Origin of the sequence: Arachidicoccus sp. BS20 (assembly GCF_001659705.1) — a bacterium.
GTDB lineage: Bacteria > Bacteroidota > Bacteroidia > Chitinophagales > Chitinophagaceae > Arachidicoccus.
The window spans coordinates 1,582,634-1,606,327 of sequence record NZ_CP015971.1; the positions used below are offsets into that span (position 1 = coordinate 1,582,634).

Annotated in this window: 12 protein-coding genes; all 12 read right to left on the minus strand. The window is 39.5% G+C overall.

The window, feature by feature from the left end:
- Positions 1-6: 6 nt before the first annotated feature.
- Positions 7-2,394 (minus strand): beta-galactosidase GalA, encoded by a 2,388-nt coding sequence (galA, locus tag A9P82_RS07125; RefSeq protein WP_197492265.1) that lies wholly within the window; start codon positions 2,392-2,394, stop codon positions 7-9.
- 71 nt (positions 2,395-2,465) lie between these two features.
- The gene (locus A9P82_RS07130; RefSeq protein WP_066205985.1) at positions 2,466-4,004 is read right to left on the minus strand and encodes a glycoside hydrolase; all 1,539 of its coding nucleotides are present in this window, start codon (positions 4,002-4,004) and stop codon (positions 2,466-2,468) included.
- Positions 4,005-4,073: 69 nt separating this feature from the next.
- On the minus strand, positions 4,074-5,246 hold the full coding sequence (locus A9P82_RS07135) for a hypothetical protein (RefSeq protein ID WP_066205990.1): 1,173 nt from the start codon (positions 5,244-5,246) through the stop codon (positions 4,074-4,076).
- Positions 5,247-5,371: 125 nt separating this feature from the next.
- A complete protein-coding gene (locus A9P82_RS07140) occupies positions 5,372-6,529 on the minus strand; it encodes a DUF4998 domain-containing protein (RefSeq protein WP_066205995.1) in 1,158 nt (385 codons plus the stop codon).
- A gap of 111 nt (positions 6,530-6,640) precedes the next feature.
- Entirely contained in the window at positions 6,641-7,837 is a 1,197-nt protein-coding gene (locus A9P82_RS07145) for a DUF5000 domain-containing lipoprotein (RefSeq protein WP_066205999.1), read from the minus strand.
- A gap of 34 nt (positions 7,838-7,871) precedes the next feature.
- Positions 7,872-9,785 carry a RagB/SusD family nutrient uptake outer membrane protein gene (locus A9P82_RS07150; RefSeq protein ID WP_066206002.1) on the minus strand — a complete coding sequence of 638 codons (1,914 nt, stop codon included), beginning with the start codon at positions 9,783-9,785 and terminating at the stop codon, positions 7,872-7,874.
- Between the two features lie 112 nt (positions 9,786-9,897).
- Positions 9,898-13,098, minus strand: coding sequence for a SusC/RagA family TonB-linked outer membrane protein (locus tag A9P82_RS07155; RefSeq protein ID WP_082915268.1), 3,201 nt, complete (start codon positions 13,096-13,098; stop codon positions 9,898-9,900).
- 505 nt (positions 13,099-13,603) lie between these two features.
- Entirely contained in the window at positions 13,604-14,587 is a 984-nt protein-coding gene (locus tag A9P82_RS07160; RefSeq protein WP_066206005.1) for a DUF5007 domain-containing protein, read from the minus strand.
- 29 nt (positions 14,588-14,616) lie between these two features.
- The gene (locus tag A9P82_RS07165; RefSeq protein WP_066206008.1) at positions 14,617-15,312 is read right to left on the minus strand and encodes a fasciclin domain-containing protein; all 696 of its coding nucleotides are present in this window, start codon (positions 15,310-15,312) and stop codon (positions 14,617-14,619) included.
- A gap of 38 nt (positions 15,313-15,350) precedes the next feature.
- On the minus strand, positions 15,351-16,928 hold the full coding sequence (locus tag A9P82_RS07170; RefSeq protein ID WP_082915269.1) for a RagB/SusD family nutrient uptake outer membrane protein: 1,578 nt from the start codon (positions 16,926-16,928) through the stop codon (positions 15,351-15,353).
- Between the two features lie 18 nt (positions 16,929-16,946).
- On the minus strand, positions 16,947-20,159 hold the full coding sequence (locus A9P82_RS07175) for a SusC/RagA family TonB-linked outer membrane protein (RefSeq protein WP_066206012.1): 3,213 nt from the start codon (positions 20,157-20,159) through the stop codon (positions 16,947-16,949).
- A gap of 592 nt (positions 20,160-20,751) precedes the next feature.
- Complete coding sequence (locus A9P82_RS07180) at positions 20,752-23,511, minus strand: DUF5695 domain-containing protein (protein ID WP_156522620.1); 2,760 nt, start codon at positions 23,509-23,511, stop codon at positions 20,752-20,754.
- Positions 23,512-23,694 lie beyond the last annotated feature (183 nt).

Consider the following 23,694-nt stretch of genomic DNA (forward strand, 5'->3'; position numbering starts at 1 on the left):
ATCAGTTTAATTTTCCGATAGCTGAATTTCTGCCGTTGCTAAACCCGAAGCAGATGCTTTTAAACTGACCGTTCCTTTTTCTTTTCCCGCTTTTAAAATAAGCTGCGCTTTGCCGTTGAATAATTTCCTGTGCCAATTGTCGGCATCGCATTTATCGGCTTCATGGCTGCTTGGGTCGCCGTTACCTACGCCAATGATTGCAGCATCTGTCCCACTTGTTTCAAAGCTGATTAAGCTGGAAGCGCCCGGCACTTCTCTCCCATCTTTGTCCAAGACGGTTACATTCACTACCACGGCATCTTCATTATCTGCAAGCAATTCTGTTTTTGATGGTGTTAATTTGATTGCTGCAGGCGCGCCGGTTGTTTCCACTTTGGCAATCAATTTTTTGCCGTTGCGATAGCCAATTGCCTCCAGCGTTCCCGGCTCATATTTTACTTTCCATTCCAAATGCCCGTACTTCGGCATATCTTTTTTGCCCAAACTCTTTCCGTTTAAAAACAACTCCACATTATCAGCATTGGAATTAACCCATACAATTTTTTCTTTTCCTTCATCGCCTTTCCAGTTCCAATGCGGCGCAATGTGCAACACATCGGAATCGCTCCACCAAGATTGATAATAATAATACACCGTTTTAGGAAATCCGCACATATCCATAATGCCGAAATGCGAATTGATATTGGGCCAAGTATATGGTGTAGGTTCGCCGCGATAATCAAAACCCGTCCACGCAAACCCGCCCATAAACCAATCTCTCTTTGCGGCGAATGTCCACCAATATTCCGCCGTCGATGCCCAAGGTGGAAAGATGCTGTCGTAGTCGGGAACGTAACAATTCACAGTGTCTTTGATATAAATTCCTCTTGTGGAAACTGTGCTGGCAACTTCCGTTCCGATGACAGGCTGATTGGGATGTTCTTTGTGATAAGCATCTGCACCGCCGAGATTATAATTAAACCCGCGAACAGGAATTACTTCATTCACGCCGTGGTAAACATTGCCCATATTTGCTGCATACGTGGCTGTACGAGACGGGTCTAATTGCTTTTGCAGCATGATTTGATTTAATGCTATGCGCTTGCCAATATCGGTGCGCTGCGTAGCATATTCTTCATTCCCGATTGACCAGATGAATATAGACGGATGATTTCTGTCGCGCAGAATTAAATCGCGAAATTCTTTTTCATATTCGTTGCCGCTTGTGAGCAGGCGCGTCTCGTCCATGACCAACATTCCTAAGCTGTCGCAGGCATCCAATAATTCCGGCGTTGGCGGATTGTGCGTTGTACGAATAGCATTACTTCCCATTTGTTTCAGCAGTTCTATCCGATAATATTGCAAATAATCGGGCAACGCAGAACCCACACCTGCGTGATCCTGGTGGTTACTTGTGCCTTTTATTTTAACGGATTTTCCGTTCAAGAAGAATCCTTTGTCTTTATCAAATGCAAATGTGCGCACACCAAACCGCACTGGAACGCTGTCGATAACTTGTCCGTTTTGTCTTACAATAGCAACGGCTCTGTACAAATACGGATTATCAATATCCCACAATGTCGGATGCGAAAGTTTTAATTTACTATCAAAAGTCTTCTCTTCATTAAAATCCAAATCCACCGGCATTTGTTTGGATGATGCCAATACTTTTCCGTTTCTATCCAACACTAATGTTTGCAAAGTTGCTTTTGCAGCTTCTGTATTCTTATTGATTAATGCTGTTTGAAAAATTACATCCGCATTGTCGCCATTCTTTTCTGTTCGTACGTACAAACCACCTTGCGACACTACGTGTAAATTGTTATACCTGTTCAACCATACATGACGATAAATACCCGCACCTTCGTAAAACCAGCCTTCATAATGCGTAGCATCGGCACGTACACATATAATGTTTTTTTTCCCGAAACGAATGAAGTCTGTAATGTCATATGTAGCGCTTGTATAACCGCTGTAATTGCCGCCTACATAATATCCGTTTATCCAGACTTTACTGTCGCGGTAAACGCCATCGAGCCGAAGTTCAAATCGTCCGCCGGAATCAGAATGATTTACGGTAAATTCTTTTCGATACCAGCCGATGCTGTTTTGCGGATAATGCCCGCCGATGGCTTTATATCCATGAGCATCCTGATCGCCGTCTCTCAGATAATCAAATGGAAGGGCAACTGCCCAATCGTGCGGAAGCTGCACAGTCTGCCACTCTTTATCATTGAATTTTAAGCCATAGGGCATTCCGTCCGCCGCACCTGATTTAGAAAAACTTGATTCCCATAATCCGTAATTAAAATCAAGTGCCGGATTAGATGCATTACCTAAATGAAACTTCCAGTTGTCATCGATTTTTTGCTCCTGCCGCGTAATGATTTTTTGCGCGAAGGATGGAATATTCATTCCTGAAAAAAATAATATAAGAACAAAAATTGCTGTCCGTTTTAAAAAGTCCATGCGTTATATTTTATAATTTATTTCTTCAAAATAATTGTTGTAATTGAACGAGGGAAAAGCATTAGCTGTTCATTAAAATCCTTTCCCGTAAAAGGCGACATATCGTGCGTTTTATCGGTAACAAAGTAATTAAATTTTTCCTTGTATTCTTTTTTACGCAATCCTGTTAAGCGAATATTTTTTTCTTCTTCCGTGTAATTAATCAATACAATACTTGTTTGATTTTTGTTGGAAAAAGCAGCAACCATGATGTCTTGTGCATTGGCAATATCGCTTTTATTATCCAGAATTTTTGCATCAATGCGCCGCATGCCGGGACGGACAAATCGGCTGTATTGCCCAAGTACCCACAGATTCTTGGTTGCCGTAGCTTCTCCATCGTGAAAAGTTGCATCTGCCGGATGCAGTGCTATCAGATTATAACGTGTATCAAAGTCTGCATTGCCGGGTTCCCAACTGTTCCAGAATTGCCATGCCGCGGCGTTTCCATAAACTAAATCGTCATGAATAACCTTTGCCAGGAACAAGGCGCAATCAATCGAGGGAATACGTCCTTTTTTGCCTTCTTTATAATTATCGCCAAGCATGGAATATTCTGTTTCCCAATACTGCGTGTGGTATTTGGTCGCAGAATCGCTAAGATTTTTCCGTACGGCAATTCGGAAAGAATCGTTACCGTCAGTAAAATAACTGTGTCCTCCAATGATATTCAGCACGTGCGGTAAATTATTGATGCGATTGGATGATTGTGGGTTGTACAATGTTTGCAATTGGTGCGAAGCTGTGCCGCCTTTATCGGCGTACAAATATTCCAAATGTCCCGCTTCGGGCAGTATTATTTGTGTTGAATTTCCATGCTCTTGCAAACTATTGTTAAGCGTTTTTACAACATGTGCAATTTCTTCATTGCTCCAGGGACTTCCTTCCTGGTTATTGTTGTACCAATCCCATTGCGGTTCGTTCACGGGACTGATATAATCAAAGTGTATTTTTTCTTTATCGAAATGTTGCAATACCTGTTGGAGAAAATCAGCGTACGCCGTGTATTTATCATCGCGAAGGTTGCTGTGATAATCTTTGACTGTTTTATAGCCGAGACCATTTTTTGTCATGGAAACCGGTGGCGTGTTGGAAAAGGCAATCAGCTTTTCCACACCGTATTTTTTTGCTTCGCGCACAAACCAGAGATAGCCTGATTGCTTGTTCCAATCGTACGTTCCATCGGCGTTTAAAAAACATTCAACCCGTCTTCTAAAATCTTTAATACGGCTGCTGTCTCCCAGTTCCGTAGTGCCGCCGCCGATGTTGAAACGAAAGCTTGACAAGCCTATTCCTTTTGGCTGCCCGTTTTTATCAAAACCTTTACTGAACAGCCATTCCGCTAACTGATTGCGAATTTCGGGATGCCAATACCTGCCGATAAATTCCGAGAACCACGCGCCCGATGAACCAATGTTATCAATGGTTTGGTAGGTAGTGTCTTCAGATATTTGAATTGTACAAGAGACCGGAGGTTGTGCATGCGTTTGCAATTGCATCACAAATAAAACAGCCATTAAGAAACACTTAATCAAATAATAAAACCACTTAGAAATGATTTTCCTATACATAATTTACAAATTTAATTAAGGAGCTTCATAAGTTCCAGCATTAGACAATCCATCTTTACGAAATGATTCTACAATTAAAGCACTATATACATAATCCCAACTCGAAGTTACCTCTGAATTTTGATTCAAACCATAGGGCCAGAAATGTTGAGAATCTCCATTCAAAACAGCAGTAGAATCCCCTGTAATGAGACGAATCATTTCCTGACCATTTTTACCTGTATAAATACCATTTTGAATCATGGTCGTCCACCATGATGTTGTACCATTACCTATACCATGATTCATTTCATGTTCCATGGTAGCTATCGTCCAGTACGACGAAGATGTACCTACACGAATCCATCCTTCATTATTATCATCCGCAGTGGGCGTTCCTGGAGAGTAATTGATGGTATACGTTTTTGTAGCAGATGTATAATGGCTGAGATACCACGCGGCACTGTCTGCCGCTATTTTTATTTGTTTCCAAAACGTAGCCTCATCTCCTGTCGGGTTATCCGGCTTGTTATATACTACTTGAATGTCGGATGGACGAATAGTTTTAAATGAATCAACATAACCATAGTTTATTCCGGCTTTATCAACAGTATAGGGTCTTACATAATACCATGTGGCAGGAGTTAAATCATTTAAGGTAAGCCTGAATGTACCAATACCTATCCCCGACTTGTCTGTTACTTTATGCGTCATAGAACTTATATCAGAAGAAGTTCCATATACCATTCCTCTTTCGGAGATATCAATTCCTCTGTCTGCAACAATCTGTATATCAAGACTTGCAGTAGTATTTCCTACAATAAATATTGGCTTCTTATTATACGTTGCATTCTGTAAGGTAAGCGCCGTAAATGATAGACGACTGCTTACGCCTGTTGTTTCAAAATTAGTAGCATAAACTTTTACATAATATGTTTCTTCAAAATCGAGACCGGTAAGCTGGCAAATAAATCTTCCATCTCCATATGCACTGGAAGCCTCAACAGAATCCGGCTGACTAAATAAAGAATCTTTGCTGAATATAACACCACGCGCAACGACATTTGAACTTCCTTTACCACTGACATGACCTGCAATATATGCCCCTGTGGAAGTGATATTATATACACTGTCTATGATAACAGACGGCGGAACAGGGCTAACAACATTAGACGCGCCTCCTTCATTGCCGTTATTGGTTGAAGACATTGTTTTCTGTTTACTACAACGTCCAAAAAGCGTTGTAGTAAACAAAATGTAAACCAAAATAGAATATGGGCGATATAGTATTTTACGGGTAATCATATTTATTCCTTTTATTCGTTGTATCGACTTTATTTTTTTTCTATATAGTACTGCAACTTTACTGATGTTATTTTGTAGTATGAACCTGTATTAGGCATAGTAGATACAAAGCCGACTGTTATATTTGAAGAAGGTTCTGTTACGTTAAAATCTACATTTACAGTTGCTCCTTCCGCCGACGCTGAAAAATTAAAATACCCTGTAGCAGAGTTCAAATCTGTAATATCCGGTAATGAGTCCCCTTTGTTCACAACCAAATATTTGTCTCCGGCAGTACCAAGAACATCAATCAAAGCACTAAATCTCCATTGACCTGCATAAGGCAATACAATAGTTTGATATATTTTCCCGTTTGTTACTCCGGGTAATCCCCAACCGCCTTCCATAGACAATACGCCCCCTTCGCTTCTTAATTCATATCCGCCATACCCGCTTGCATTTTTTACGGCATCGTTTGTTGTCCAGTCGGCAAGTATCCCCCACCTGCTGCCATCCCATGAACTGTACTGAAATGAATTACCTGCATTTTTGACATAGGACGACGTTACATCGACCCAGGTAGAACCAGAGACCGGTTGATATGTTTCAAAATCGGTAGTAAGTGTATCTATACACAACGTATCCGGAACATAAAGTGTACGATATGACACTTCGCTTCCGTATTGATGATTGTTCAATACAGTATCACTTGTACTTACGGGAACGAACATAGTAAGACTGTCTCCTTCATTAGATAAATAATGGATTTCAGTAGTAAATGCTCCTGTAGAATTATCAATATTAGCAAAAGACAGTTCCGTATTCAAATCCGTATTTAATGCAGAACTCGCAATAGTTCTGTTTACTAAAGATTGCACATACACGTCTCCATAAACTTTACCTGTTTTGAATACACCGATTGAGGCATTTCTATTTTTATCATAATCAACTATTTCAAACGAATGTGTGCCTTCGGATAACCCTGTTATATAAGTTCTTAACGTATCTACCCCATCTGTTCTGGTTACAGGTATAACTACAGAATCAGCTCTGTTGTCCCAATAAATGGTACAGGAAGTAATTTTGGGGTCGGATGAGAACAATCCGTAAACCAACACCCTGTTATGCCCGCTGTAAATTATAGCCGTATCAATTTTACCGGTATATGAAATTTCTCCGCCGGCAGCATATTTTTTATAAGCATCCATCTTACTACAGGAAAACAGCAGAAACAAACAGATAGAACTACAAAAAAAAATTATCGATTTTATGTTTGACTTTATATACATAATTTGCAATTTTATGAATGGTTATTTTTATTAACGAGGGTCTCCATATACTTGTATTTCGGCTAAAGACATATAACTTGACCCTGACCAGTTCTGAATACATTTAATTCTGATATATCTCATCTTCGGAACATCTACCGCAAAATCCCAGCTAAATCCAGCGTATGCAGTTTCATAATCTTCATCCGTCCATGTTCCATAAGCACTGCCCGATGGCTTCACTTCCTGATAATGCCCAAGCAAAGTCCAGTTATTCCAACTTCCATCCAATGGGGGGTTCGGACTTCCCCACACTTCAAATATGTAAGGGTCTCCGCCATAATAATATCCTCTTCCTGTATTCAGGTACTCAGGATAATCCCATATTACAATACGGCTTAACTGTGCAGTCTCTCCTAAATCGATTGTCCAATAATGGGGTGTCAACGTTGTTACAGGTCCGCTGATGCAGACGTATGGCCAAGTTTGAATATCTCCGTCCCATAGATTAGAAATAGCTGTTGAAGACCATTGCACCCCGGCATCTCCCGGCAACGGATAAGATTTGTATCCAGATTTGGGAATTGTTGTTTCATACAATGGGGTTAAAGTACTAAATAATGTGTCTGTGTTATTTTGAAATTTATCTCTTACATAGAATGCAAACTTTTTAGGAATAGTGTCCAAACCTCTGATAGCCTGATTTATGGAATCCGTTGAAGTATATACAGCCTGATAAGGATACCATTCTCCTAAAGAATCTGTAAGTACCTGAATGACCACATTGCTTCTTGTTTTGTTGATTGCCTGTATCCTGATACCTGCAAAATCCGGAATAACGGATAATGACCTAAATACATTCCAAATAGGATTTTCTGCGGCTTTTACCGTTACGGTAACAGGGTTTGTGGAAGCGACTTCACTCTTGTTGACAGAATACAGACTAACGGCATGCTCTAAAGTATCTCCAAAACCCTCTAACGTCATTGTGTTAGAATAATAAGAAGACTTAACCACTTTTTCAGTTCCATTATTCAATGTGTATTTTGCTTCTACGTACAACAAATTTTCGTCGGACGGGATTGTATAAGTCAATGTAACAGTTCCCGGTCCACTCGTAGCTTTTACATTTGAAACGGGTCCCGGTGCATTGCTGTCGGGCGTAAGCGGACCTATAACATCTGCTTTGCATCCGGCAAATACTATCGGAAAAAGCATTATCCAAAAATAAATCAGTTTATGACGCATAATTAAATGTATTTAATCAGTTTTATAAGTTTTTTTACCAACCGGGATTTTGTACCAAATTTGAATTGACCAAAAGGTCATATTGTTTAATGGGCCACAAATAGTCTCTGGGCGATTGAAACTCCTGGACATACAATGTCCGTTTTTGATAATAATCTTCTGCATCGCCTTCATTAACAGTCCAGCCCTGCACCGGCGCATTTAATGCATCTGCTGCATCTTTCCATCTTCTCAAGTCCCAAAAGCGGCTACCTTCAAACGCTAATTCGATACCCCTCTCTTGTTTTATAATATTTCTTAGTCCAGCTTGAGTTTGATACTCCGTGGGATTTTTAGAATACTTTGTCCAAGCATCTTGTATGGAAGGAATACCTGCTCTTTCTCTTATTTTGTTTAGATAAGTATAAACTTCATCTGACGGACCGGAAGACTCATTGAGGGCTTCTGCATACAGAAGATACAAATCTGCCAATCTGATTTCATGCCATTCATAATTCCGGTATGTAACACCGGATTCCGTGAAAGATATATTCCAGTCAACAAACTTTTTAATAAAATATCCCGTTGCATTGATACCGCCGCCAATATCGGAACCGCCGTATTGTGTAGATTTTGCCTGCAAAACATAGGTGCCGGAATCTGAAGCAGTAGGGCTGTTATACAAATACCAAACGCCGCCGTCAAAGCACATATCTGCATAAAAGCGAGGTTCTCTGTCAAAATTTAATCTCGCAGTAGTGTAGCCCGAGCTTATATCAAATCGTTCACTATCTACTGCGGTACGTAATGAATATTTATTGGAAAAATCGAGTGTTTTATCTTCTGAAATCGGCACTCCATTTTTGCTATAAAACATCTCTGCCATTTTCATCGTTGCGCTGAACATTCCGCGAAAATTTGTATTAGTTGCAAGGTCGGATGATACTCTCGCCATACAAGCCTGCTGTAAACTTGCAGTAAGACTATTGGAAAGCCCCCAAACTTCTTCATCATTCCATCTGTCACACACAGCCTGACGAATGCTCATCTCTGTCATGGTTTGTGATGAAAGATTAAACGCTGTTGTGGGGAAAGTATATAATTTAAGTCCTGCACTTTCCGCGGCATCTATCGCATCTTTACAAGCATCTGCGGCACGTTGCCATTTAGTTGCATCGGCAGATGCATCAAACAAATTTGTCCCGTCGCTGTTTTTAAAATTTGCATAATCGGGATTACCGTTAAATAAAGGACTGGCAGCAAGTACCAGCAGCTTAGCTTTTACTGCTTTGGCAATTACCGATGTAGCCCGACCAAGTTCTGTTGTTTGGTTGGAAATAATGGCAGGCAACCCGGCAGCCGCAGTATCTAATAAATTGGCGATATAATTAACACAGGAATCAAACGTTTGCCTTTTTACTTTAACATCTTCCGGTTCTGCAGATACATCAATATTTTTATCTGTAATCGGAATGGGTCCATACATTCTCAACAAAATATAATGGTAATATGCCTTTAGAAATTTTGCTTCTGCTATCCATCTTTTTCTTTCATCCAAGCCCAAATCCGGTACTTTGGACAAATCGGATATGTTGTCTAAGAATATATTGCAGTTTCTTATGGCTCCAAACATATACTTGCCATAATAAGCGCCGTCCCACGTATTGACATAAGGGTCTGAAACGCTTTGATTTCCTCTGGCTATTTCCCATGAATAAATAGTGGCGTCGTATTCTCTGTATTCGGAAGGAAACCATATTTCATCAGCGCCTAAAAAGCCCACATTGTGCTCCGGGTTGCCGTCATCGGGGAGATAAGAATAACACGTTGCCAAATATTTTTCTGCTTCGCTGCGCAATGTAAAAGCGTCGTCTATCGTAGCTACATTATCAGGAACAACATCTAAATATTTTTTGCATGAACTTACCGTGAAGAGTAAGCCAAAAAGAAAAATATAATATCTTTTCATCTGTTTAATTTTTAATTTTTTAATTGTCAGATGGAATTCGCCAAATAATTATTGCTTTGAAAACGCAAAATTCTTATGGCTCATCTCATAATTGCTTTTATTTTATTGTTGGTTACAGACCAAAGTTGAACCCTATGTTAAATACTCTTTGCAATGGATACCCAAGCCCGTTGCCTCCCATTTCCGGGTCCCACATTTTAAACTTACTCAGCAAGAACAGATTGGAACCATTGACATAAATCCGTCCGTTATTAAAGCCCATTTTTGTTAATAACTTAGATGGTAAGGTATATCCAAATTCAGCTGTTTTAAGCCTTAGAAATGCGCCATTACGCATCCACCATGTGGATGTCTGATTATTATTATCTACAAAATAACTGCTCAATCTGGGCCAGAAAGCATATACATTTTGGTTATCTTCACTCCAGTGGCTATCGGCTACCGCTTTCAGCAATTCATTTTGCGAACTGCCGTTAAGAACAAACGGCGAAATATTTTGTGGGTTTATCCAGAATGAGGTGCGACCTACACCCTCAAAGAATACACTAAAATCAAAGTTTTTATAGCCAAGAGAAAACCCAAACCCATAGTTGATTTCAGGCGTGGTAGGATAGCCGATAGGCACAATGTCATTGGTAGTAATTTGCCCGTCGCCGTCAATATCCCGATACTTAATATCACCGCCCATATATTCGCCAAAGGTTTGTTTAGGAGAGTTTGCAACTTCATTGTCATCTACAAAAAGCCGTTCAGCTATATATCCGTATGTTTGAGATGTCGAATTTCCTACATGCGATAAGTAAGCAAGGTTTTGTGAGCCATAATCCGGCTCGTCATACACAGTAATCTTACTTGTGGCATAAGTAAAATTGGCTCGAGATTGAATCCACCACGAGTTAGAAATTGTTTTATTATACTGTAGCGAAGCGTCTATACCTTTTGAATTTGCCTTGCCCACATTTGCCGAAACGCCTGCTTCTAATCCCATTGTGGACGGAATATAGGAACGCGCCATTAAAATATTGCTTCTGTTGTAGTTATAAGCATCTACAGTAATATTCAAATCTTTAAATAGGGTTGCATCCAAGCCCAAATCTGCCTGCTTGGACTTTTCCCAGGTAATCTGGTCATTAGCATATCTCGATATGGAAATTCCATTAACCGTATATCCATAATCAGTACCAAAGGTTGACGCATAATTTCCGTCATCCATATTCACATTCGACATATAAAAAAACCTGTCGGTAGAAGTATTCCCTATCTGGTCGTTTCCCACTATACCATAAGTCCCTCTTAGTTTCAAGTTAGAGATAATATCATTGCCTTTTAAGAATTTTTCATTGGAGATATTCCATGCAAATCCTATGGAAGGGAAGAAACCGAATCTGTTGACTGCTGCAAACTTTTCTGAGCCATTATACCCGAAATCAAACTCAAGCAAATAACGTCTGTCGTAAGTGTAGCTCGCTCTTCCCGAAACGCCCAAATTCCTCTGTGGCAAAGATGCTTCCAATGTGCCGGCATTACCCGTATTATAATTTCGCATAGTGCCTATAACCATTCCCGAGACATTATGCACGTTATTGAAAGTATGATTATAATTTACAGAGGCTTGCGCGTAAAATGTTGAGTTTACAATTTTATTTCCTTCTGAATAATCAAGATATTCCGTTCCTGTTGTCCCTACGGAACCAATACCTCCTCCGTTTAATACTAAAAGCTGATCAATGGTCTTCCCGTCTAATGTTGAAGGTGTATAATAAAAAGGATTATACTGCCTGGTAACGTCAAAATATCCATAACGTTCAACATAACTCATTGCATTAAAATTCAATCCGGGTAATATCCAATTTAAATCCTGTTTTAAGTCTATCTGCGCTTGTACAGTAGACGAGTGGTATTCAGAATGTCCTTTTACCATATCCGCAAATGGATTCTGGTACAGAGAAGAAGTAGTTCCGGGAATAATTGCGTTTCCAAACAACGGGTGGTGGATATAAGGCAAATAAGATGATGGATAAATGGCAGGAAACATTACAGGATTTGACCAGATAGCTTCATTAAAAATGGTTGTACCTCCATTGGCAATGGTTCCATCGCTTTGTCTTGCACCTACCGGACCATTGTAATCGTCGAATTGTGCATATACCATTACTTGGGCATTAGTGGTTTTAGTCAATTTCAAGTTTACCTTTGAACGTACATTATAGTTTTTCAACTTAATATTATTGTTAAACCCATTTAATTTTTCCTGCTTCAAAATCCCGTTATCTATATTATATGTTCCGGACAAATAATACTTCGCTTTATCAGCGCCACCGGAAACATTCATATTATATCTTTGGTTCATGGTATAATCGCTAATCAATTGGTCTATCCAGTTATTACTTGGATATAATAAAGGATTGTCTCCGGCTTTTGTATGGTCTATTTTTACCTGAGAATAAGGCAGTTGAGCCAATGGGTCTCTTGTTGTAGCCGCTTCATTTGCCAGCTCCATGTAGGTAATATTATCTGCGAATTTAAAATTCTCGGTATTTGTAGATATTGAATTTTCGACCCTGCCATTAAACTTAGTCTTACCGGCTTCGCCTGTTTTTGTCGTTACCAACACCACACCGTTGGCGGCTCTTGCTCCGTAAACAGCAGTAGAAGATGCATCTTTCAATACAGAAAAACCTTCAATATCATCCGGCTGTAACCTTGCCAAATCGTTGGTGGAAGATTCTATACCGTCAATCATAATAAGCGGGTCCACTTTTCCCGAACCGAACGAGCCTAATCCCCGGATAAAGAATGAAGCATTGTCACTGCCCGGTTCTCCGCTTCGCTGAAATGCAATCATACCTGCAACCCTCCCGGCAAGCATTGTAGTAAGATTACTTGTAGGTCCTTTTATCTCCTTAGGATTAACCGAAGTAATAGCTCCAACTATACTCTCTTTCTTCTGTTGACCATAACCCACCAGAACAACATCGTTCAGCGAATTATTCTCCGATGTAAGTATGACGTTTAAAACTGGATTGCCCGCAATAGGCTGCTCAAGTTTAGTATAACCAACAGATGAAAAAATAAGTATGCCGTTAGGCGGAGCCATTATTTTAAACGCACCCTTAGAATCGGTAATACCAATTACTTTACCTGTTTCCTTAAGCGCAATTGTTACTCCCGGCAGCGTAGATGAGTCAGACCTCACAACGCCCGTAATTTCGATAGTTGTTGTTCGCTGCGAAAAAAGATTTACCGAGAACAGCAATGCGGCTACAAAAAGCAGTGCACATTTCTCATAATACAGAACGCTTTTTTTTATCATATCAATTATCTTAAATTTTATTTATTAATAATATATTTATAATTATCATAAATACTATTAAAAAACCAAAACTGCCATATTGCCTTTAATTAAGTTACTTCTATGGACAGCTGTGAATGAACCATTATACAGGTTTTCGCCGAAGCACAATTAATAAAAATTGTAAGCAACAGCAATGCCATCAACTTACCAATATCTCTGCGCAGGGAAAAGGTGCTCAAGAGAAAAACTACAACATTTCTTTTTCCATATAGAAATTTTTAATTCTTTAAAAAACATCCGATTAATACTTGCTTTATATTTTGACTTGTGGTCGCCTTAACAAATACTCGCACAAAATAACAGGATGTGAAAGCCAATAATAGGGGTCAAATTCGTTTAGAAAGAGGGAGGTTTTGACATTTTTGAACAAATTAGTTAAGAAAATCATCAAACGTGGATATTGATTCACAAAGTCAAGATTTTTATCCGCTCCGAACGTTCATATATTAAACATTGCAGTTTTTTATTTGTGCACAACATCAGTCATCTTAACCTGGACTACATAAGTTCCTTCCAAAAATAATTGAAAAGAAATAACCGGATTAGCCGAATATCCATTTGGAGATGGCATTGCATCCATTGATACATATTGACTTGGAATACGATAATATTGCAGATATCCCCAACTGTAGCCCGTTTCATCAACATACGTAGCTAATGGAAAAGGTGCTAAAGCATAGTTGCAAACCATTGCGGTATCGTTATATATCACGGGATAAAATTTTGAATACGTTGCAAAAGAGGGTCTATCTCCCCTTAAAATAATTTCTCCGTTTTTAGGATTAAAAGGGACACCGTTTTTATCGACAATTTTCAAATAAATAAGCGTACTGTCATTGCTTATCTTGGTACAAGTAATCTGAGGCGCTTTCACACCCGTAGCGGCACCTGTCGCATCGCTAAAGCCGCTGGCGGCAGAATAAACGAGACTAAATATATCATCATCAGCCGGGTCAGTCACATTTATGTAACCTGCTGAAGGATAAATTTTTGTTCCATGAACATTCGTTGCCTGAATATCGAATACGTACATTCCAACAGGGAGATTTGCCGAGGCTCTATTGAAAACAAGCTGCCCGCTAACGCTGTCAAATGAATAAGGATACATTTGCTTAGTCGTTCTTTTGGCATTGAGTAATTCTATGGTAGAATCTGTGTCCGGGTTGAAAGATTCTCCCGGTTTAAATTGCGGCACATCATATAAAGTGGTAAACTCTGCCGGCGCAGGCTGCCCCGTCAGGCTGTCTCTCAAATTCAAAAGCCTAAAAGTCACAGGCGGTGTAGAGCCGTCAAAATTTATTGCTTCTGATGCCTGATAAGTTAATCCTCTCTTACAATCAATTTCTTTGCTGGTATAGCCGAGCGTAGGACTCAAAAAACCCGGAGTAATTTTGGAACATGATAATAATCCGCAAGCCAATAATATATAAATTGATTTTTTACACATTGTATTAAGTTTTAATTAAACACAAAAATTTAGTTATCTGCCAAAGGTTCGGTATTGAAGAAAAGCCGATGGCTGCTGCTCAGTACATGAATAACGCCATTTGTAGTGATAATTCCCGATGTCTGAACATCTACGGACATATCTGTCGAATCTTCCGGAATTGTGGACTGGTCCGCAATTTCGTCGTCCCTAGATCCCCTTACTTTGATAAAAGTTACATAATCCACATAATCCAAATAACCGGAATAAGTTGAATAGTCCCGACGCAATTTCATTTCAAATGACACATTAGGTATAGTGCCTAAAAGACTGGTGTACAATTTGCCCGTTGTATTCATACTGTCTCGTGTAATTTTTCCTTTGAACAGATACATTAACAAAGAATCTTTGTATTGGCTAACAGGAACGCTATCAATTGTATATGTGATATTTTCATCATTCAGTTCAACAACTTTCTTTTCTTTTTTAGCCGAAACCCAATCATCAACACCATAATTATTGACGGCAAACAATGTAACATTTCCATTATAGACATCCTTAAGACCTGCTTTATCAATCAGTTTTACCAATTCACTGAATTGTGGGTTTGATTTGAGATAATCATAAGTTGTCATATTCACTTCGGCTTTTGAAACACCGCCATCGTTTTTATAATCATCTTTTGTACAACTGCTGTACACAGCCAAAAGACAGATTACCAAACTTCTCAGAACATATTTCTTCATTTTTCAATAATTTATTTTTATGAAAAAAACATTAAGATTTATAATTTTCCTCTCCAGTAAGATGTTTGTGTAAGGTTAATATTATCGTTAAACAATGTCGGGTCAATGGGCCAGTAGAACCCTTCTTTTTTGAAACGGGTTTCACCCAACCACGATGCAAAATTGTTGTACTCTCTTGTACGCAATAAGTCCCAAAAAATTTGACCTTCCAGATACAATTCCTTTCCTCTTTCAAGAATGTACTGATACATTACATCGTCTTTTGACGTACCGGCATCTATCAAAGTACCGGGATTAGCGCCCCTTCTTGTCCGCATGTCGTTAATGACATTAATTGCAGTTGTAAGGTCATTTTTATAAATCGAAGTTTCCGCTTTCAATAATTGAATATCGCTCAACCGAAACAAAATCATGCTATTGCTTAAATACGGTTCTGTATTGTTTGGTCCGCGATACACAACATTGCTGTATTTAAGGCATACCGGATGGTCTTGTGTAACATTTGCAAAATTATCACGGAAACGCACATCGGCAGTGTCATAATCCGCAACCCAATCCCATTGCCAGGCGGCTTCGTCCCAAACCCAGTTGCCGCCATATCCAAAGTGATCCGACAAGTAGCTTTTAACCACATAAAAGCGCGGATTGGAACCGGCTGTGGCAAGATATTGCGTAGGTAGAAAATCCAATCCGAATCCGGAATAAGACCCTTCCTGATTGTCTTCACTCATGCCAATTTCAAAAATTGATTCGCTTGACTGTCCTATAAACATTTTGGCATAAGATGCAGTATCGGCAAAAGTGTACTGCCCGCTTTTCAGTATAGCGTCAATGGTGGTATCGGCATTCTGTACATCACTCGCTATCGGTACATCTGTGCTCACGTCGGACATAGTTGCACGCCACAAATACAAGTGTGCCAGTAGTGCATAAGCCGAACCTTTGTTCGCCGTTACGGCTTTATCGGTAATATTATCATATCCCCATTTCAGCAAAGCCATTGCCTCGTGGCAATCATCTTCAACCTGTTTCATCACATCTGTTTTCGGCGAACGTGGCAATTCAGGTGCATCGATAGGATTTGAATAATAATTATTTTCTATCGGCACATCGCCCCAAACTCTTGTGAGCATAAAATAAGTATATGCACGGATAAAATAAGCCTGCCCTATAATATTGTTCTTAAATTCTTCCGGGTCATCTTCATCTGTCAATAAGCTGTCGCTTACCAGCGGCACTTTGTAAAGAATAGTATTACACATAGCAATCGTTTGATAAAAGCGGCTCCAGTTTCCCAAGCTTGTTACATTATAGTTGCCGGTAAAATCGCCTGTTTGAATAGCTTCCAGACCATCGCCGTTATACTGGATTGTAAAATATGCCTGTGCAACGCCATCGCCGTACATGTAATAGCTGTTTGTCTTATAGGTCAAAGACGCCCTTAACAAACTGTAAGCTCCGGCTAATCCGGATTCGCAGTCTTTTGCACTCTTCCAATAGACATTGTCATAAGTTGAATCGATAGGTTCCTGGTCTAATATTTTATGACATGAGCCCAGGCACAACAACCCAATTGAATAAAGAAAGTATTTTATATATGTTCTTTTAGCCATCATAACTAAATGTTTAGTAAATTAAAAATTTATTTCCAAGCCAATAGTTAACTTCTTGGGTATCGGATAACCGTTTCCATCATATTCGCCATAAGCATTTACAGCTTCCGCATCCGGCAAGTCTTTTGATTTCTGCCAACGAAGCAGATTGTCTATAACGCCAAACACTCTGAAACGCTGAATGCCTATTTTTTTCAATTTGGCTGAAGGAAAGTTATAAGTTAGGCTTAAACTTTTTAATCGTACATAATCGCCGCTTGTGAGAAAGAATGTCTGGTCTGCACGATAATAGTAACGATAAGTTCCTAAGTCAAGCTTCGCGTAAGTGGCTTCATCGCCCTGCTGTGTCCATATATTGTAATCGGAAAGTTTTGGAAGCGCATACTGTGCAAGTCCGGAGATAGCATTACTGCCCCAACCGGAAAATGTATTGAATAAATTTGCTTTGTATAAGTCAAGCACATCTCTGCCAAAGGTGTATGTAAAGAACAAACCCAATGTCCAGTTTTTGTAGCTGATATTATTTGTCCATCCGCCGGTAAACTTAGGGTTAGGGTCGCCTATCGGCATTTTATCCGGATTGATTCCATCTGTAAACGGGTCAATTTCATAGTCTCCATTGAGGTCGGCAAGCCAAAATTCGCCGCCCAAAAACGGACTTGTACCTACTGAAAGTTTCGCTCCGTTCAACGGATTTACAGGAACAGACGCATCCGTTGAAAATACACCCAATGTTTTGTACAGATAAAAAGCATTTAGCGGAGCACCTACTGAAAGAATGTGCGTTTTATACCATTCAGTATAAGCAGCGCTTACCAAAATGTCTCTGCCGCCATTCGGCAAATACATGATTTTATTTTTACTGAAAGAAATGTTTAGTCTGGAAAACCACTTAACAGCACTCGATGCCGACAAAGGATTTGCAGCCAGTGTAAAATCTATACCTGTATTCCTTACTCCGATAGCATTTGAAAGCGCTGTTGTATAACCTGTTGTTACCGGAAGATTAATACTGAACATTTGGTCTTTATTGTCCTTATTCCACAAGTCAATGGACATAGAATATTTTCCGCTAAATGCTTCTACATCCAACCCTAAGTTTGACTGCGTAGAACGTTCCCAGCTTAAATCGGGCTGTGCTACCCCACTGGTAAAATTAGGCGTTATAGCCGTTACGCCGTTATACGATGTCGCGGACGAATTTCCTTCGTATCCACCGGCGTTTACGGAATACAAATTGTATTGCTGATAGTTTCCAATATTTGCCAGGCTTCCTGTATTACCGACGCTCGCTCTTAATTTCAACAGCGTGATGGTATTTGCCCACCTCTTAAAGAAATTTTCATCGGAAATAATCCAGCCCAAAGAGGCAGACGGGAATGTCCCCCATTTGTTATTCGAACCAAAACGGGATGAACCGTCGCTGCGGAAGCTTGCAGACATTAAATATCTTCCCTTGAAATCATAGGCTAAGCGGGAATAGTAAGACAAAATTCCATAAGCCTGATAATCTGAAAAATTAAGACCACCGTTGGACGAAGAATATATTTTACTTTGATTGTATCCCGTAACGGTTTGAATAGCATCGGAAACACCGCCATAACCATAAACAGAAGTATATTGGTAAACATCATATACCACATCCTGTCCGGCGATAAGATTAATGTTATGCTCTCCAAACTTTTTCGTAAAAGTGAAATAGTTGGATGTAGATGTATTTGATTCATTGTCAGCAAACGAACTGGACGAGCTTCCGGTACCACTGTTCAACATGTCCGTTCTGCTCCAATCCCTTCTGGATGTATTGTACAGATAACCTGTTTGTGAAGTAAATTTGAGGAATGGAAACAAATCCACGAGAATGTTCAAATTGAAAGAAAATTGGTCATTCGTATTTTTGTCAAGACTTTCGCTATATGTTCCCAGATAATATTCTTTCTTATCCTCACTTAAATTGAATAGAGATGACGGCATACTTCCTGCCGCAATGCTAATAGGATTCGTAGAACTTCCGGTACCCCTGTCGCGGTCCATACGTGTAAATGAAATTAAAGGATTAAACGTTATTTTCCCTTTCAGCGCTTTGGACGTTAAGTTCAATCGCATATTGTATCTTTTAAACCCGGTTGCTTTTATCACGCCCTGCTCATCATAATAATTGGCATTAAAACGATAAGTAGTATTATTAGAACCCCCGGACATGCCCAAATCCGTATTCGTAATAATGCCTTTTCTGTAAAACATAGACTGATAATCCGTATTACCGTTAAATGCCGGATTCAAACTATCCGTCAACATAAGCGGCAAAGCCGTTCTTAATTGCGTATAAGTTAAGGTTGAATCTAAAAGCGCCATTTTTTCTCTGCGCTCTGCCGTGCCTAAATCAATGTCTCTAAGCTCGGGACGCTGCGTGATGCCTACATAGCCATCTATTGTAATTCTCGGTTCGCCCGAAACACCTTTCTTTGTCTTAATCAGTATCACGCCATTAGCTCCGCGCGAACCATAAATAGCGGCAGCCGCAGCATCTTTCAACACATCAATACTTTCAATATCATTCGGATTAATTCCGGCTAAGTAATTCGTTCCTGTGCCTACATCATTCGACACATAAGATTCCGTAGGCTGCGGCACACCATCAACCACATACAACGGTGAGCTTACTGCATTAAACTGGTCATAAGTCGTGCTTACCTGAGAGTTGCCGCGAACGGCAACAGTCGGGCTGCCTCCCGGTTCGCCCGAATAATTTTGCACATTAACGCCGGACAAACGTCCCTGCATCAACTGGTCGAAACTGGCAGCCGGCAAGTCTTGAATTTCCTTTCCGGACAATGTTGCAACTGCTGCTGTATTTTCTCTCCGCGTAACAGTCTGGTAACCGATAACAACCACTTCATTCAAAGAATTGTTACTTGAAGTGAGTGTTACATTCAGAATGCTTTTACCTGCAATCGGTTGCTCCAGCTTATTATAACCTATGTGTGAAAAGATGAGTGTTCCGGTAGCCGGAGCCATTACTTTATACGCACCTGCCGCATCTGTAATGCCAAGCACTTTACCGGTTTCTTTAAGTGAAACGGAAGCACCGGACAATACAGATGAATCCGACTTGACGATGCCTTTCACTTCGATAGTTGGCTCGCCTTGTGAGAAAAGCTTTACCGAAAACATAAATGTGACTGCCAAAAGCACCACATATTTCCCATAATGATAAGAGGTTCTTTTTACCATATCAATTATCTTAAATTTTATTTGTTAATAACATATTTATTATTATAATATATATAATTAAAAAATCAAAACTCCATATTACTTTAAAATTAATTAAGCTGTTTCCATCAATCGAAATGTTTTAAAATGAATAAATAGGTATGTATTTCTCCCGCATTGTTTCTTTTTCAAAGGTTTTACTTTTCGCTTGATAAGGCACCCAATTTCTTAACACATAATGCGCATATTTTAACAAAAACATAAAACAACTAATGGAAGTTTTTATTTACATTCCCTCGTTTACATTCATCATCTCAAAAAAAATGTAAAGACCGCTGTAGAAACAAGCAATCATTTCTTGGAAATACTAAAATCTAAAGTATAAATAGGATTTCTTGCCTTCAAGTGCGTATTAAATCCGTATTACATCCGTATTATTTCTGTAGATAGTGGCAGCATAAGTACGGCATGCTTTGGAAATAGTTCATAGATGCTTGTATAATAAGAGATAAAATGTTCCTGTTTCTCAACAATAAGCTATTAACAATATACAATTTACCGAATGTATTTTACCGTATAATCAGAACATTTAAGCAGATAGGTATTTTTATAGTTACTGCCGCTTTCTAAGCGCCAAAACTATCTCCTGATTTTTCAGTTGAACAGTGTAGTTGTTATCCTGCTTTGTTATACCGGTTTCCGAAGTAAAATAATATGGTACAAGATTTCCCGTAGATGATGAAATCTGCAACACAGCTTGTTCAGTAAAAGAATCTTTAGGCATGAGTGTAAGCCGGATTTCTTTTGAACGCTCATTGTATCTGATACTTTTCAAATTGCCCGCATCCAGCGTAATCCATAATTTTTCGGGGGCAAGAAACACACGTGAACGCGATGCAGTTGTTATATCAACATTTATCCAATCGCCGTGTTGATGCAGGTTTCCGCCGAATGACAACCAACCGAATGTTGTATCTTTTAAAATATAAGTTGCATCATTAATTGAATAACCGAAAAAGCCCGAGCCATAATCTCCAGACAAACCATCATTCTTTAACGATGCCGGAAAAGAATGAAAAGCCAGCGGCGCAAAGCCGCTTTGTTCAATATTGGCGATGCCGCCCAAAACGCCGCCGTATCCTACCCGCAATAAATACAAATCTTCCGGGTGCAATCTGTACCAACTCAAAACGGGAATGGCATTCAGTTCCGAACCGTAATGATGCACCATTCTTTCGACGCGTTGCAATTTGCCCGCATACAAAAAATCCCAGTAACGGCGTGCATTTCCATTGTATGCCCAGTTGGGAATTGCAGGCATATAACCAAGAATAGCTTGTAACGTTACATCTGCTTTATCGTAAAATCCGAAATACAACGACCATATAAAAACTTCTTCCTGACCTGTGGAATCCCAAGGCATTTCGCTGCCGAATGGAAATAATAATGAACGCCAATGTATCGCCCTTTTCTTCATCACACTTTCCAATTCATCGGCTTCCGTTGTCAATCCTTCACGTTTTAAATCTTTCAGCAAAAGATAGAATACCGTTCCTTCCATTTGTCCGAACTGCGTGTAATAGGGAGCAAGATTAACCATTGCCAAAGACGTATGAAAAGCCTGTTCCAGATACCAATTCCACGAATGATTCTCTACCAAACCCTGATGATAACGCGCCATTCGGTACATGACCCAATACGCTGCAACCACGTGTGGATAATTATAGGAACGCCCAACAGAACTAGCTTCTTTTAGCGGCCACGCAGACCATGTTTTAAAATTGATGGATGAATCATAAGTATTAGCAGGCAAAGAATCGGGTGCATAATAAAACAAGCTTTTTCTTACGCCGTATTTTAATGCGCCGTTATTATATTGAATATGTCCCCACAAAGTAGAATCAATAAACTGTTCTATCTGTTGAATCTCTGTTTTATCAGGCTGCACCAATTGTTTCATAATCACTCCAAGCCAGCTGCCTGCCCCGCCTTCATCGCTCAAACCCGCAATCCACGCGCGGTTGCTTTGCACAACTTGCCTGTGCAATTCATTATCATAACTGATAAACGACGGGCTTCTGTGAAACAAACTATCGGGCTTGTCAAACCATTGATTGGTCGAAATAAATTTCCCGTAATTATGAATGGTTTGCGATTCGGATTCGATTACTTTGTATTGAATGGTTTGTATTAATCCGTTCTCATATTTGACAAGCAGTCTTGCTCTGCCGTATTTCTTTCCTTTAACCGATAATTTTTCCCAGCCGTTTTTAAGTGTTCCTTCTTTGCTTACAGACATCACATCTGAAGGATAAATTTCAACAGAAGCTATTTTACTGTCGTATTTTAAAAACAAATTTGCATCCACATCCTCCGGCAACACATATCCGGGAATGCCCACTGCAACAGGCTTTCCGTATTGTATAAGCGTTTGCTCAATTCCTTCAATCGATTTTGAAAAAACAAATTTCACACCGATACTTCGCGATTCTCCGGGCTGCAAAACGAAAGAACTCGGCGCATTCCAAGGCTCGGCGTTTTTCCAATCTGTTTCCGCCTTTGCTTTACTGCAAACAACCCATTCATAAAATCCCTCAAAGTCAATACCGCGCGGCGTAGGATCGTCGAGTAATGGATTGTATGCTTCAAAAGGCGTATGCGCTTCCGGTAAAACAAGCAACGCAGGATTTTTTCCGTTCAGCCGCGTAACCTGCAAGTAGCCTGCATCCATACCGATATACGGGTCGTAAAAAACATTTTTTGCATGCGCCGTTTCAAGGTTTTCGCCTTGCAGCATATTATTAAAAATCATCGGAATACCGAGATAGCCTATTTCTTCGGGAACATTGCTTTTATTCTTTAAAACAAATTTTAAAACAATATCATTTCCTTCTTTCAGCCAATAACGCTGAATGTCTAAAGGAATATCGCCTGGCAAGGTTGGTTGCAAATCCGATGCAGCCAATATATCTCCACCATTTTTTAAAACAGTAACAGGCTTCCGCAATTTTGCAGATGAATAATATTTCCACGCATTATTTTCTTTTGAGCGCAGCCCTATATTAATATCGCCCAAATAATACATTCCGTTTTTGTTTCTTGTTGCAAGCCTGTTGCCGGGCGTAAAATCAGGCAGTGTATCATTTTGAGGAAATAAATCTGCAACGGTTTGTGATGAACGAACAAGTTTCAGGGAAAAATTATTGGTAGAAAGATTGATAAATCCTTGTTTGGTATGAAGCACATTTTCCTGAAGATTTTTTGTTTGTGCTTTTACTTCGACAAAAAAGCCGAAACACGCGCATAGCAAGCATTGTACAAAAAAATTATACTTACGAATATTAGGCAATTGCTGTTTTATGTTGTGCTTCATACTGTTTTCTTTTGCCTCAAATAAACATCAAATCAAGAAATAGCTGTTTGCAATAATTAACCGGCTGTTATCCGATTTTAATGAGATTAAATTACAACCAGAAAAAGTTAATTTATCGGCAACCGTTCAAAATGTTCAATAATATCTTTAACCGTAAACAAATAAACATATCCAAAACATAAA

Excerpts from the sequence above, each read along its gene's own strand:
- A9P82_RS07180 (WP_156522620.1), bottom strand. The coding sequence starts at position 23,511 with ATGAAGCACAACATAAAACAGCAATTGCCTAATATTCGTAAGTATAAT.
- A9P82_RS07165 (WP_066206008.1), bottom strand. The coding sequence starts at position 15,312 with ATGAAGAAATATGTTCTGAGAAGTTTGGTAATCTGTCTTTTGGCTGTG.
- A9P82_RS07135 (WP_066205990.1), bottom strand. The coding sequence starts at position 5,246 with ATGTCTTCAACCAATAACGGCAATGAAGGAGGCGCGTCTAATGTTGTT.
- A9P82_RS07150 (WP_066206002.1), bottom strand. The coding sequence starts at position 9,785 with ATGAAAAGATATTATATTTTTCTTTTTGGCTTACTCTTCACGGTAAGT.
- A9P82_RS07145 (WP_066205999.1), bottom strand. The coding sequence starts at position 7,837 with ATGCGTCATAAACTGATTTATTTTTGGATAATGCTTTTTCCGATAGTA.
- A9P82_RS07170 (WP_082915269.1), bottom strand. The coding sequence starts at position 16,928 with ATGATGGCTAAAAGAACATATATAAAATACTTTCTTTATTCAATTGGG.
- A9P82_RS07130 (WP_066205985.1), bottom strand. The coding sequence starts at position 4,004 with ATGGCTGTTTTATTTGTGATGCAATTGCAAACGCATGCACAACCTCCG.
- A9P82_RS07160 (WP_066206005.1), bottom strand. The coding sequence starts at position 14,587 with ATGTGTAAAAAATCAATTTATATATTATTGGCTTGCGGATTATTATCA.
- A9P82_RS07155 (WP_082915268.1), bottom strand. The coding sequence starts at position 13,098 with ATGATAAAAAAAAGCGTTCTGTATTATGAGAAATGTGCACTGCTTTTT.
- A9P82_RS07140 (WP_066205995.1), bottom strand. The coding sequence starts at position 6,529 with ATGGATGCTTATAAAAAATATGCTGCCGGCGGAGAAATTTCATATACC.
- A9P82_RS07175 (WP_066206012.1), bottom strand. The coding sequence starts at position 20,159 with ATGGTAAAAAGAACCTCTTATCATTATGGGAAATATGTGGTGCTTTTG.
- galA (WP_197492265.1), bottom strand. The coding sequence starts at position 2,394 with ATGAATATTCCATCCTTCGCGCAAAAAATCATTACGCGGCAGGAGCAA.